Here is a 14,146-nt window from a genome sequence, read left to right as displayed (position 1 = left end):
TATAAAAAAGTTGGTTCAGTGTTATTTATAAACTTACAATCTTAGATCCAATGTACCTTCTACCCTCTCACCCATAATTCTATCATAAACCAGATTTTTGAAATAGTAATTTTCTTTGTTGATTTGTGTATAAGGTACTTTCAATAAATCCCAATTTATCATCCAATCATTAATAGAACATTCCAATTTTTTATTAATTTTTCTTTTATTTAAATAATATTGGTAGTCCTCTAAAAAATTAATACCGTAAATCATAGTTAAGTATCGATCATTTCTAACTTTTAAAGCAGGTGCAACTCCTTTAATAAAAGCTTTGCGTGGTTTGATAATAATTCCTTCTTCATTTTCATTACTTAAATCATTGAACCAGTGGTAAATTTTTTCTTCTGCTATCTTTATATCTTTTTCTGTTTTTATGGGAATGTGTAAAAAATAGTCGTCATTTACTTCCTGATAACTTAAATTATCGTTGACAAAAATTTCAGATTTATCCTCTCTTACAATTTTTAGAATATTAAAAGGTTTAAAATATATTTCTTGCTCTTTTCCAAAATGCGAAATTTGTTTAGAATAAATATCAATTGCTTTTTTATAGTTATCTAGATTTTTCACCCAAAAAATTTCTAAAGAATTGTATTGTCTAACTATATGTTCAGGAAAATTCTCTTTAATCTCTTTAGAAGAATGGTTATTTCTAAATTGGATGTAATTTTTATAATCGGAGGATTGTTTTAAGGCTTCTATTTTTTTATAAACTTCAGAGTTCTTTAATACTTCAAAATGATTTTCATGAATATATAAGTAGCCCCCAAATTCATTTTCAATTAATCCTTTTCCTAAAACACTCCAAGGCATCAATTCAGATTGTATAATTATATATTCAATCCCATTCCAATCCAATCGAGAATGTAATTCTTTACAGGCTTGTTTAGCCTTATCTAAATCTATATGTTCAATAATATAACCATTTCTACTAACAAAATAAGTTTTATTTAAATCTTTATGCAAATAAATGTCACAATAAGATCCCATATATTTCTTTTGCACAATTAGCTCTTCAATACCATTTTTTAAATAATATTGAATAGCTTCATATGGACTTTCAATTTCATTTCTTTCCATAGATTTAGGTGCGGGTGCAATTGTGGGTGAAAAGGCATTTACTTTATTTTCACAAAACCAATCGATGCGTTTTTTTAGTCTTCTTAGTTCATCCGTTTTTTCCATCGTTTTTTAATTTTTAGTAATTATTACTGCTTGAGTTGGTTGTGTTCCGTTTAATTGATCTCCTATACCAAAAAATTCAACTTCTAATCCAATACTGCCTTCCAGACATTTGTATATAAAAGATTTAAATTCTTTAGAGTTTAATTCAAATTTATGATCGTCGTGCCTAAATTTTAAATTTTCAAAATAATAGGGATTAAAATCAGGATTTGGAGTTGTAATAAATATTTGATTGAAGTTAAATGTTAGTGCTTGCTTAATTAATTTTTCAGCCTCATTTAAAGTATTATGTTCAATGACTTCAGTTAGAAGAATATTTACTTTTTCTTGAATTATAACTTCATCTAAGGAAGTATAAAAATGCAGATTTCCTGTTTTAAATCTTTCTGCCATTTTACCTGCCATCGATGAAAATTTCTCATCTTTATCTATAGCAATATATGAGGCTGTAAAATTTTTATTCATAATTCTTTTATAATAGATAAATTCGCCACAACCAATATCTACGATAGGTGTATTTATATCTAGTTGAGAAGTAATGAAATTTATACGATCTGCATGAGTACTATACCAGGTAAGATTAGCTTTAATATGATATTTATTCAAGTAATTTTCAAAAATGGGCTTAAAATTTAAAAATTGCTTTTCAGATTTTACCGCTCTTTTAATAAATAGATAAAATACGAAATATGGAACTTCATCAATATTGGTTAATATGCGTACATATTTTTCAGCAAAATCATCAGTGATATAGGTGAATACGCCATAGTTATTGGTTATATGAACAAACAAGGCAATAAGGTTCAGCAAATTTAATGCTTCAAATACTGATTTCGCTGTAATCTTTAAACTAAATATTTTTCCGCTTTTATGTGATATTTCTACACCTGTAAAATATCTGGACAGTAGAAATTCATCATTTTTATACCAATTGGAATCAATAAAGAAAGTTGGGACTTCTATAGTGCATTCCTTAACATCTGCTTCCCCTTGCGATATATTTAACCAATGGATGGATTTATTTTTATATTCGTTTTTTTCTTTTAAAAGATGGGAAAATAATTCTTTAGAAATATCTAAAATTACGAGTGGGCTACAATAACTTTGAAAATCTATTTGATTACTGCTTTCTGGTAGATAACTGTATTTAGAATCCTGAAAAATAATTTCGTATTCTTTAGAACTAACTACATTGCCCACAATAATTCCCTTTTTAAGGGGTTTAAAATATAAACCTAAATCTGTTTGTGGATTTTTATAAAGAATATCTAGCAGATATTCATTTTCACTTTTAAATTTGATAAACATAACTTTATTATTATGATGCAAACCTAGAACAGATATACGCAATCTAAATACGTAGTTAATTTTTTATTTTTTTTTTGATGGATTTTTTATTAAATCTTTAAGAACAATATGAGATTGTAATTCCCGTATTATTTTCACAGGATTGTATTGATCATGATTTTTATTGGTAAATTTGTAAAAAATAACTGAATGAAAAATAGTTTATATCACATACCAAAAATTAAAAATACCGATAAAAATAATTTTGTGCTAATAGCAGGTCCTTGTATTATTGAAGGAGAGCAAATGGCTCTAGATATTGCGGGTAAAGTTATTGAAATCACAGATAAACTAGGGATTCCTTACATTTTTAAAGGTTCTTTTAAGAAAGCAAATCGATCACGCGTAGATAGCTTTACCAGCATTGGGGAAGAAAAATCTTTAGAGATTTTAAAAAAAGTTGGAGAGACTTATAATATTCCTACAACTACAGATATTCACGAAAATGAACATGCTGCTTTAGCTGCAAAATATGTGGATGTGTTACAGATACCTGCCTTTTTAATCAGACAAACCGATTTATTAGTTGCAGCGGCTAAAACGGGAAAGTACATAACTTTAAAAAAAGGTCAATTTCTTTCTCCAGAAGCTATGCAATTTGCGGCTCAAAAAATCAAAGATTCTGGGAATGAAAATTATGCTATTATTGACAGAGGTTCTTCATTTGGATATCATGATTTAATTGTGGACTACCGTGGAATTCCAACCATGAAACAATATGCACCCGTTGTATTAGATGTTACCCACTCGTTACAGCAACCCAATCAAACTTCAGGAGTAACCGGAGGACGTCCGGATATGATTGAAACTATTGCCAAAGCGGGAATTGCTGTAGGTGCTGATGGTATTTTTATTGAAACCCATCCTCAACCCTCAAAAGCACTTTCCGATGGAGCTAATATGCTAAATATTAATTTATTGGAAGATTTGTTAGAAAAATTAGTTAAAATAAGAAAAGCTATATTATAAATTTCTTATTAACCATAAAATTTTAAAGTTATTATTTATAAATATTTATATAGAAAATTTTCTTTGTTAGGTGTAAATTTTTTTTTACTGGATATCATACTAAAATAGTAATAAATATTATAAATGAATAACTTTGCGATGATGCAAAACAACTTGATTCAAAAATATAACGTTCCTGGGCCCAGATATACAAGCTACCCTACTGTTCCCTATTGGGATTTGGATACTTTTACACAAAATAAATGGATTGATTCATTACAAAAATCTTTTATTGAAAGCAATAATAAAGAAGGTATTAGCTTATATATTCATCTTCCATTTTGCGAAAGCTTATGTACCTTTTGTGCTTGTAATAAGCGAATTACTAAACAGCATAATGTAGAGCTTCCTTATATTCAGGCTTTAATTAAAGAATGGAAGTTATATCTTTCCATACTTCCTGATAAACCTGTAATAAGAGAAATTCATTTAGGTGGAGGTACTCCCTCTTTTTTTTCTCCTAAAAATTTACATTTTTTACTTGATACCATTTTGGCAAGTTCAATTTTACACCCCAATAAAGAATTTAGTTTTGAAGGACATCCTAATAATACGAGTCAAGAACATTTACAAACATTATATGATTTAGGATTTAGACGTGTGAGCTTTGGGGTTCAAGATTATGATACGGAAGTACAAAAAGCTATACATAGATTTCAACCTTTAGAAAATGTAAAAAAGGTAACCGAATGGGCAAGAAATATTGGATACGAAAGTATTAGTCATGATTTAGTTTTTGGACTTCCATTTCAAAATTTATCTAAAGTTTTAAATACCATTGAAATAACTAAACAGCTTCATCCGGATAGAATTGCTTTTTATTCCTATGCTCATGTTCCTTGGGTAAAAGGTGTGGGACAAAGAGGTTTTAAAGACAAAGATTTGCCTAGTGGTGAGGAAAAAAGGGAGCTATATAAGAAAGGTAAAGAAAAATTAGAAGAGATGGGATATTTTGAAATAGGAATGGACCACTTTTCTTTAAAGACTGATTCCTTATACCAGTCGATGATGGATAAAAATATTCATAGAAATTTTATGGGATATACTTCATCTTCAACCCAAGTTATGATTGGTTTAGGAGTTTCGTCAATTTCTGACAGTTGGTATTCTTTTGCCCAAAATGTAAAAACTCTTGAGGAATATTACGATAAAATTAATAATCAAGAATTACCCGTTTTTAAAGGACATATATTAAATGAGGAAGATTTAAGCATTCGTAAACATATACTAAATTTAATGTGTTTGCTTGAAACTCATTGGGACGCGGAGGATTTAATTCATCATCATCCAGACATTTTTGAACGATTGCAGGAATTTGAACATGATAAATTGATATCCTTAACTTCAAATTCAATAAAGGTTAATGAAAAAGGCAGACCCTACATTCGTAATATATGTATGGCTTTTGATTTAAGAATGATGAGAAAACTTCCTCAAACTCAATTATTTTCAATGACTGTATAAATAATTTTTTAATATAATTTTTATATTGAACACTTATTTGATCAAATAAAAAATTAGATTTTTTTTACAATATTTAGAATAAATTGTTTTGAATTAATAAATTTGCACTAGTTTTATATAATTAAAATTTTTATGGATGATTTACCCCTGAGTATATTGTTTACTGTACTCAATGTAACTGATACTATTTCACTACCTAAACTATTCTTAACCATATTCTTAGTACTTTTAAATGGTTTTTTTGTTGCAGCAGAATTTGCAATTGTAAAAGTTAGATCTTCTCAGATAGTAGTTGAATCTAGCCAGAGTCCAAGAAAAGCAAAAGCGGCTAAAACAATTGTCAATAATTTAGATTCCTATTTGGCAGCAACACAACTTGGCATTACGCTAGCCTCATTAGGATTGGGATGGGTAGGTGAAAGTTCTTTAACTCCAGTCATTTATAAAACCTTTACTTTTATTGGGTTTATAGGTAATGAATACGCAGAAATAGCTCGTAAAATATCTTTTCCTATAGCCTTTATTATTATTACTATGTTACACATAGTATTCGGAGAGCTTGCGCCTAAATCATTAGCCATTCAGTTTCCTACTAAAACTACCTTTGCCGTAGCATGGCCCTTGAAACTATTTTATGCTATTTTTAAACCCGTAATTTTTATAATGAATGGTTTAGCTAGTATAATTTTAAAAATTTTTGGAATCAGACCTATTCACGGTTCAGACATTCACACGGAGGAAGAATTAAAAATGATTATTTCTGAAAGTCAAGAAGGTGGAGCTATCAAAGAAACAGAAAGGGAATTAATACAAAATGTTTTTGATTTTGATAATCGAAGAGTGGGTTACATAATGATGCCCAAAAAAAATGTTTCTGCCATAAATATAGATTCCCCTATTGAAGAAATTATAAAATATACCTTAGCTGAAGGCTATTCAAGATATCCGGTTTATGAGCATTCTATTGAAAATATCAAAGGAATTTTATATACAAAAGATTTGTTTAAAGCTTATACTAGCTATCAAAAGAATCTAAAAATTAAAGAAATTTTACGAATACCTTTATTCGTTAGTGAGACAGCATTAATAAAAAATGTATTAAAAACTTTTCAGCAGAAACACTCACAATTAGCCATTGTAACCAATGAATTAGGAGAATTCTCTGGTTTAGTAACCTTAGAAGATATATTAGAAGAACTAGTGGGTGAAATTCAAGATGAGTACGACAATGAAGAACCTATAGTTGTTAATGTTTCTAAAGATATTTATATTGTAAATTCTCACAATAAAATATCGGATATAAATAAATTCATTCCCTACCCTTTTGAAGAAAATGAACACTATGAAACATTAGCTGGATATATTTCGGAAAAATACAATGAAAGGGAACTTAAAGTAAATGATATTATTGATTTAGATGAATATAAAGGTAAAATTTTAAAGATGTATAGAAATTCTGTTGAATCCATACAACTTAAAATTATCGAAGATCTAAATAATGATTCTAATACTACAGAAGCTGGCTAAATAAAATATTATTAGGTAATGATTTTCTAAATCTTTAAATTAATACAAATTAATTTTATCGTAAATTTGAAATTAATGGAAAATCAAATTAATATTTCAGAGATTCCTTCTATTAATAAACTTGTAAAGGATTATTTAAATAAAGAATCATTTGTAAGATCTTTTTATCATCAAGATTTTAATTATCAAAATTTAATAAATCAGTCCAAAGAAAAAATAAATAATTATCTCCATAGAGAAACTCTAGTTTATGAACTCAGTGAACAGCTGAGTAAAATACATTTATCTGATAAGCAAAAATTAAATTTAGAGAAACTTTCTTTAAAAAATACGGTAACGATTACTACCGGTCACCAATTAAATTTAATGTCTGGACCTTTATTTTTTATTTATAAAATATTACACGTAATTAAATTATGTGATTTTATGAATAAAAATCAAAAAGAAATTTATTTTGTTCCGATGTTTTGGATGGCTACGGAAGATCATGACTTTGAGGAAATTAATCATTTTTATTTTAATAATAAAAAAATAGAATGGAAGGATCAATTTAAAGATTATGTAGGAGAAATACCAACTACAAGCTTAGAAGATGTTCTACATCCTTTTCATGAAAAATTAAAATATTTTCCAAAGGGAAGACAACTTAGAGAAATTATTGAAAATTCTTATTTTACATCAGAAAATCTTGCAGAAGCTACTCAGAAATTTGTGCATAGGTTATTTAAAGATTATGGTTTACTATTTATTGATGGAAATAGTAGAAATTTAAAAAAGCTTTTTGTTCCATTCATCAAAGATGATATAAAATATCAAAAGTCATTTCATGAAATTTCGAAAACAATTAATTTATTAAAAGATAATTATAAGATACAAGTTAATCCTAGAAATATAAATTTCTTTTATAGAGACAATCAAGAAAGAAAAAGAATTGAACCTGTAGGTAATAAATATAAAATTGTAGATACTAAAAAAACTTTTAGTTCAGATGAAATTGTAAAAGAGTTAGATTTATTTCCGGAGAAATTCAGTCCCAATGCCTTATTAAGACCTGTTTATCAGGAAGTTATATTGCCCAATGTAGCATATATAGGTGGAAATGCGGAAATTGCCTATTGGTTGGAATTAAAAAAATATTTTGATGAACAAAATTTAGTCTATCCTATTCTTATCCCACGTAATTCAGTTCTATTGTTAAATAGCATTCAGGAGAAAAAAATGCAAAAGCTTGATTGGAAAGGAATTAATATTTTTGAATCAAAAAAGAAAATTATAGATTCTTTGGTGAATCAGCTCTCCACTAATAAATTTGATTTAAAAAAATATGAAAATCAACTTAAAAATATTTTTAATGATCTTATTCATGAATCAATAAATACAGATTCTACCTGGAGAGATATGATTCTAGCCCAACAAAAAAAGCAATTGAATGGTTTAAATAAGATAAATGAACGATTTCATAAAGCTGAACGGTTAAAATACAATGAATATATATCAAACTTTGAAAAATTGTATATGGAAATTTTTCCATACAACCAGTGGCAAGAAAGAATTATAAATTTTTCAGAGTATTATGCCAATATGGGAACTGATTTTTTTGATCTTATATATTCAAATATTAATGAATTTGAATCTGTAATTTCAATAGTAAATATTGATAAATAATTTATTTACATTTGTACAAATTATATTAACTAAAATGAAAAAATTTTTTATTTTACTATCTATATTATTATTTAACGCTTTTATTTTTGGACAAAAAAAACAACACATAGTAGAAGCAAAAGAAACTCTTTATGGTATTAGTAAAAAATACAATGTTTCTATTGAAGATTTAAAAAGAGAAAATCCTAAACTTTTGGAGAGAACACCCCAAATAGGTGAAAAGCTCTCCATTCCTGAAAATAATACGCCTAATAAAGTTTCTAATTCAAAGAATGTTGAATTAGAGGAAAATTCTAATAATAAAATTTCAGAAATTGGTTCATCTAAGGGAAATAAATCCAACAGTGAAAACATTTCTAAAGATGATATCATAGATAATATTGTTAGACAAAATTTAAATGAGCCAAATTATATTTATATAACTATAGAACCTAAAGAAACATTATATTCATTAAGTAAGAAATATAATGTGTCTATTGAAACAATTCAAAAACTTAATCCTACCATGGACATTCATGGACCTAAAATTGGAGAGGTTTTAAAATTACCTAATAAAAACTCAAAACTTAAAGAAAGAAAAGTTATCAAGTCAGATACAATATTAAATGAATCGAAAAATACTAGTTTACCCTCAGATTACTATTCTAAAGATGCTATTAATGTTGTTATGATTCTTCCTTTTCAATCTAAATCGAATAAGGAAAAAGAATTAGCATTGGATTTTTATTCAGGAGCTAAATTAGCTCTTGATTCTTTATCAAACAATGGAAAGAGATTTAACTTAAGTTTAATTGACAATAGTGATGGAACTAATTTTGTTGATATGATAAATTCTTACGATTTCTCAACTACAAATTTAATTATAGGGCCTTTATTTAAATCTGATTTAATTAACGTAGCAAAAATTAATAAAAATATACCTATAATCTCCCCATTTACATCTAGTGATGAGTTGGATGACTATTCTAACATTATTATGTACAATACTAAAGAGCAAACACTAATTGAAAAATTGGCGGATGAGCTTCTTAAAAAGTATGATGGAGAAAAAATCTACATCTTATACGATGAAAACAATTATCAAAATGCCTTATATTTACAATCTCTTATTTTAAGTAGAAAAAATAATGCAGAAGTTATATTAACGCAAAATGCACAAGAGATTAAAACTGAGCAAAATTTAGTTACGGATGAAACGGATGATATTTATGCGGTTTTAATTTCTGATAAAGAAAGTCTTACTAAACAGTATTTAGACCAATTATTAGAACTGAACCAAAGCAATGTATTTCCTATTTCATTAAATTATTCCTATCTATTTGATTTACCTAAATATTCAAACCAACTACTACAGATGGGGCTTTTATATTCGGATACTAATTACGTAAATGAAAATGGATTTAATGAAGAAAAAACACTCAATTCTTACAAAAAGAAATTCTGTGAATCTTTAAATAAATATTCTGTTTCAGGTTTTGATGTAACTTATGATATATTAAACCGTGTAGATTCTAAAGGTAATCTAGCCGATCATTCCATGAAAATTGAACGAAAGCAATTAAGTAATAAATATTATTTTAATAGAGTTAAAAAGAGTGGAGCTTGGACAAATCAAGGAGTTAGAATTATAAAATTAATGTAATAAAAAATATATAAAATTTATGAATTCATTAGTATTTCCTGGACAGGGATCTCAGTTTCCTGGGATGGGTAAAGATATCTATGATAGTAGCTCGGACATTAAAAAATTGATGGATTCTGCCAATGAAATATTAGGTTTTGATATTTTAGATATCATGTTTCATGGAACAAAGGAACAACTGGTTCAAACGAATGTTACACAGCCAGCGATCTTTATTTATTCTGTAGCTATTTCTAAAACAATCAATAATTCGAATATTAATATGGTTGCTGGACACTCTTTAGGAGAATTTTCAGCATTAGTAAACAATGGGGTACTAACCTTTGAAAATGGTTTAAAACTAGTTTATCAAAGAGCCTTAGCTATGCAAGAAGCTTGTGAAAAAAATCCTTCTACCATGGCAGCAATATTAGGTCTATCTGACCAAGTTGTAGAAGATATCTGTAAAGAAATTTCTAAGCCTGATTATATAGTAGTGCCAGCCAATTACAATTGCCCCGGGCAATTAGTAATTTCAGGACATGTGGAAGCCGTTCAAGAGGCTTGTGAAAAATTAAAAGAAGCTGGAGCTAAAAGAGCTTTAGTGATTCCTGTGGGAGGTGCATTTCATTCCCCCTTAATGAAACCCGCTCAAGACCAATTAGAAAAAGCCATAAATAATACCACTTTTTCATCCCCTACTATACCCATATATCAAAATACAACCAATACTTCTGTTACAAAAGTTGAAGAAATTAAAGAAAATTTAATTCAACAGCTTACCTCTCCAGTAAATTGGACAAAACTTGTAAATCAAATGATTTTGGATGGTTGTTTAACATTTAAAGAAACTGGACCAGGAAAAGTTTTACAAGGATTAATTAAAAAAATTAATAACTCAGTAGAAGTTAATAGTTTATAAAATTACAAAATTCTTCAAATTCAAATATTCTATATAAGTTTTATAAATAAGTAACAATTTTAAAAATATTGCTACTTATTTATAAAGCAATACTATAGTTATATTTAAAATGAATCTAATTTCATTAAAAAATGTGCATAAATATTATAACACTGGGAATAATAATTTGCATGTATTAAAAGGTATTAATCTAGAAATAAAAGAAAGTGAGATGGTTGCTATCATGGGTTCATCAGGATCAGGTAAATCAACCCTGCTCAACATTCTAGGAATATTAGATTATGCTGATGAAGGAGAGTATTTTTTGAATCAAGTTAAGATTGATAATCATTTAAGCGAATCTAAGGCAGCAGATTATAGAAATAAATTCTTAGGATTTGTTTTTCAATCCTTTAATTTAATTAACTTCAAGAATGCCATGGAAAATGTTGCTTTGCCCTTATATTACCAAGGGGTTAAGAGATCTCAAAGAAATTCAATAGCTTTAGATTATTTAAAAAGAGTAGGCTTATACGACAGAGCTACTCACATGCCCAATGAACTTTCTGGGGGACAAAAACAAAGAGTAGCAATTGCAAGAGCTCTAGTTACTCATCCTAAAGTTATTCTAGCAGACGAACCTACTGGAGCTTTAGATAGTAAAACTACTTACGAGGTAATGAAGTTTTTTCAAGAAATAAATATGGAAGGTAAAACCATATTAATAGTTACTCATGAACCAGAAGTAGCAGCACAGTGTAAAAGAATTGTACATTTAAAAGATGGAATTATTGAAAAAGATGAAATCATAGATCAAATAAAACTTTAATAACAATTAATACTATGTTTAATCTAGATCGTTGGCATGAAATCTTTTATTCAATTAAGCAAAACAAATTAAGAACCTTTTTATCTGGATTAACAATATCTTTAGGATTATTTATATTTATATTACTTTCTGGAATTGGTAATGGTTTAAAAAATGGATTTTCACTTCAATTTATACTAGACTCCCCAAATCTAATTAGTTATATTCCAGGAATTACTTCAAGGGCTTATGCCGGTTTACAAGAATATAGAACCATTACTTTAAAAAATGAAGATTTAGATTTAATTAATAAGAATTATTCCAATCAATTAAAATATAAAACATCAACTTCGTCAAGCTCAGAAAATGTTTTTTACAAAAATGAGTCCGGAAATTATTCTATTATTGCCACTTATCCTGAAAAAAAATATATTGAAAAAATTATCATTACTTCTGGTAGGTATTTAAACAATTACGATTTACAGAACGAGTCTAAATTTGCTGTTATTGGTCGCCTAGTGCAAAAAGATTTATTTAAAAATGAAAATCCTCTAGGTAAATATATAAATATTGGAAATACAAATTATAAAGTCATAGGTGTTTTCAACAATAAGGATGGGGATAATTATGAAAGAATTATATATATACCCATTCGAACGCATCAAAAACAAAAATCAAATACAGATATTATTAATCAAATTGATGTTGTCTATAACGATAACATATCACCTACTAAAGCTATTGAGCTTGGAGAGAACATTAAAACAACTTTAAAAACAAAACTAAAGATTTCTAAGGAGGATAATAACGGTTTGATTGTAAGAAATAAAGCAGAAAATATGGAAAAACCTCTCGCTTTTTTCAATGTTATATCCTTTCTAGTATTGTTTATAGGTTTTGGAACCATAATGGCAGGAATTATTGGAATTAGTAATATAATGGTTTTTATTGTTAAAGAACGAACCAAAGAAATTGGTGTTAGAAAAGCACTTGGTGCACATCCTTGGAATATTATTGGTTTGATTTTGCAAGAATCCATATTTATAACTTTAATTTCAGGGATTTTCGGAGCTTTAGTAGGTATATTAGTTTTGAATCTTATTAAAGATCGTTATGTTGAAATTTTAATTATTAACCCTTCTGTTAGTTGGAAGTTAATTTTATATGCCACTTTAGCTCTTGTAATATTTGGAGCCATTGCTGGATTTATACCAGCTAGAAATGCAGCAAAGATAAAACCTGTGGAAGCATTAAAAGATTAATACATAAACTTAATAATCATGCTTATTTTAAATAGAGAAATTTGGAGTGAAATTTATTATACGCTTAGTAAGAATAAGCTTAGAACAATTTTAACGATGATTGGAGTTGCATGGGGAATGTTTTTGTATGTTTTTCTATTAGGAGCAGCAAAAGGAGTTGAAAATGGATTTAATAAAATATTTGATGGTTTTGCAACCAATAGTATATTTCTCTGGGGCGAATCTACTAGTGAACCTTATCATGGATTACCTAAGTATCGACCTATTGATTTAAATTTAGAAGATATAAATTATTTAAAAACTGAAGTAGAAGAAATTGAAACTATAGCCCCCAGAAGTGCAGCCTCTTCTGAACAAGGAATTATAAACAGGCATAAAATTACGAAAAGATATAGTGTATTTGGTGATTATCCCATTGCTAATCAGTTGGTAAAAAAAGAAATTATTCGTGGTCGGTTATTAAACGAAGAAGATATTAATCATAACAGAAAAGTAGTCGTTATAGGAAAAGAGATCGCAGAGCAATTTTTTTCTAAAAATGAAAATCCAATAGGTGAATATATTAAAATTAATAATACGTATTTTAAAGTTATTGGAGTTTATAAAAACCCTAATGGAAGTAACACCAGCGATAATCAATTATTTATACCCTTTAACACATATCAACAAATTTACAATAGAGGTAATAAAATTGGATGGATGGTTATAGTTATAAAGCCTCAATATGATGTAAAAAAAGCTGAAATAAAAATAAAAAATATTTTGAAACAAAGACATAAAGTTTCACCCACAGATGAAAAAGCTTTTGCCGGGTTTAATTTTGCAGAGGGTTATAAAAAATTAGTTAGATTTTTGGAAGGTATGCAACTACTTACATGGATAGTGGGGGGACTAACAATTTTGGCTGGGGTAATAGCCATTTCTAATATTTTACTAATAACAGTTAAAGAAAGAACTTTAGAAATAGGAATAAAAAGAGCTCTTGGTGCGAAACCTAAAGAAATTAGATACCAAATTTTGATGGAAAGTGTTTTTTTAACAATTTTTTCTGGTTTAATAGGTTTTATAGGAGGAATACTTTTTTTATTCTTTATTAATCAAATGATCGTAAACAATCCGAATATCCCGTTTTATAATCCTTCCATAAGTATGTGGAATGTTCTTGCAGCACTTAGCTTAATGGTCAGTTTAGGTTTATCTATCGGTTTGATACCAGCACAACAAGCTGTAAGAATAAAACCCATTGAAGCATTAAGGGCTGAATAATATTTAATTAAAAAAAGTATTTCCAAATTATATTGAAAATACTTTTTTAC

Annotated in this window: 11 protein-coding genes; 9 read left to right on the top strand and 2 right to left on the bottom strand. The window is 27.7% G+C overall.

What is annotated here, in order from left to right; translation table 11 throughout:
• Positions 1-33 precede the first annotated feature (33 nt).
• Both ETU10_RS09640 and ETU10_RS09635 read right to left on the bottom strand, forming a co-directional pair.
• Positions 34-1,227 carry a DNA ligase-like domain-containing protein gene (locus tag ETU10_RS09640; RefSeq protein ID WP_146311837.1) on the bottom strand — a complete coding sequence of 398 codons (1,194 nt, stop codon included), beginning with the start codon at positions 1,225-1,227 and terminating at the stop codon, positions 34-36.
• A 6-nt stretch (positions 1,228-1,233) separates the two neighbouring features.
• Positions 1,234-2,535 (bottom strand): hypothetical protein, encoded by a 1,302-nt coding sequence (locus ETU10_RS09635; RefSeq protein ID WP_146311835.1) that lies wholly within the window; start codon positions 2,533-2,535, stop codon positions 1,234-1,236.
• Between the two features lie 189 nt (positions 2,536-2,724).
• Here ETU10_RS09635 and kdsA point away from each other — a divergent pair, with 189 nt between their 5' ends.
• The 9 genes from kdsA (at position 2,725) to ETU10_RS09590 (ending at position 14,096) form a co-directional block, all read left to right on the top strand.
• Positions 2,725-3,543: a 3-deoxy-8-phosphooctulonate synthase gene (gene kdsA / locus ETU10_RS09630; RefSeq protein ID WP_146311833.1), complete on the top strand. Its 819-nt coding sequence runs from the start codon at positions 2,725-2,727 to the stop codon at positions 3,541-3,543.
• Positions 3,544-3,684: 141 nt separating this feature from the next.
• Complete coding sequence (gene hemN, locus ETU10_RS09625) at positions 3,685-5,046, top strand: oxygen-independent coproporphyrinogen III oxidase (protein ID WP_185145098.1); 1,362 nt, start codon at positions 3,685-3,687, stop codon at positions 5,044-5,046.
• Positions 5,047-5,178: 132 nt separating this feature from the next.
• On the top strand, positions 5,179-6,573 hold the full coding sequence (locus ETU10_RS09620) for a hemolysin family protein (RefSeq protein WP_146311831.1): 1,395 nt from the start codon (positions 5,179-5,181) through the stop codon (positions 6,571-6,573).
• Between the two features lie 75 nt (positions 6,574-6,648).
• Entirely contained in the window at positions 6,649-8,238 is a 1,590-nt protein-coding gene (gene bshC / locus ETU10_RS09615; protein WP_146311829.1) for a bacillithiol biosynthesis cysteine-adding enzyme BshC, read from the top strand.
• Positions 8,239-8,272: 34 nt separating this feature from the next.
• Positions 8,273-9,880, top strand: a complete 1,608-nt coding sequence (locus tag ETU10_RS09610) for an amino acid ABC transporter substrate-binding protein (protein ID WP_146311827.1) — start codon at positions 8,273-8,275, stop codon at positions 9,878-9,880.
• Between the two features lie 19 nt (positions 9,881-9,899).
• Positions 9,900-10,781, top strand: a complete 882-nt coding sequence (fabD, locus tag ETU10_RS09605) for an ACP S-malonyltransferase (protein ID WP_146262967.1) — start codon at positions 9,900-9,902, stop codon at positions 10,779-10,781.
• 109 nt (positions 10,782-10,890) lie between these two features.
• A complete protein-coding gene (locus ETU10_RS09600; protein WP_146262968.1) occupies positions 10,891-11,589 on the top strand; it encodes an ABC transporter ATP-binding protein in 699 nt (232 codons plus the stop codon).
• Positions 11,590-11,603: 14 nt separating this feature from the next.
• Positions 11,604-12,830, top strand: coding sequence for an ABC transporter permease (locus ETU10_RS09595; protein ID WP_146311825.1), 1,227 nt, complete (start codon positions 11,604-11,606; stop codon positions 12,828-12,830).
• Between the two features lie 18 nt (positions 12,831-12,848).
• Positions 12,849-14,096 (top strand): ABC transporter permease, encoded by a 1,248-nt coding sequence (locus ETU10_RS09590; RefSeq protein WP_146311823.1) that lies wholly within the window; start codon positions 12,849-12,851, stop codon positions 14,094-14,096.
• Positions 14,097-14,146: the final 50 nt, after the last annotated feature.

This window comes from Apibacter muscae (assembly GCF_007845595.1).
Classification (GTDB): Bacteria; Bacteroidota; Bacteroidia; order Flavobacteriales; family Weeksellaceae; genus Apibacter; species Apibacter muscae.
Note: the sequence above shows the minus strand (reverse complement) of the source record. Positions and strands in the feature narration are given on the sequence as shown.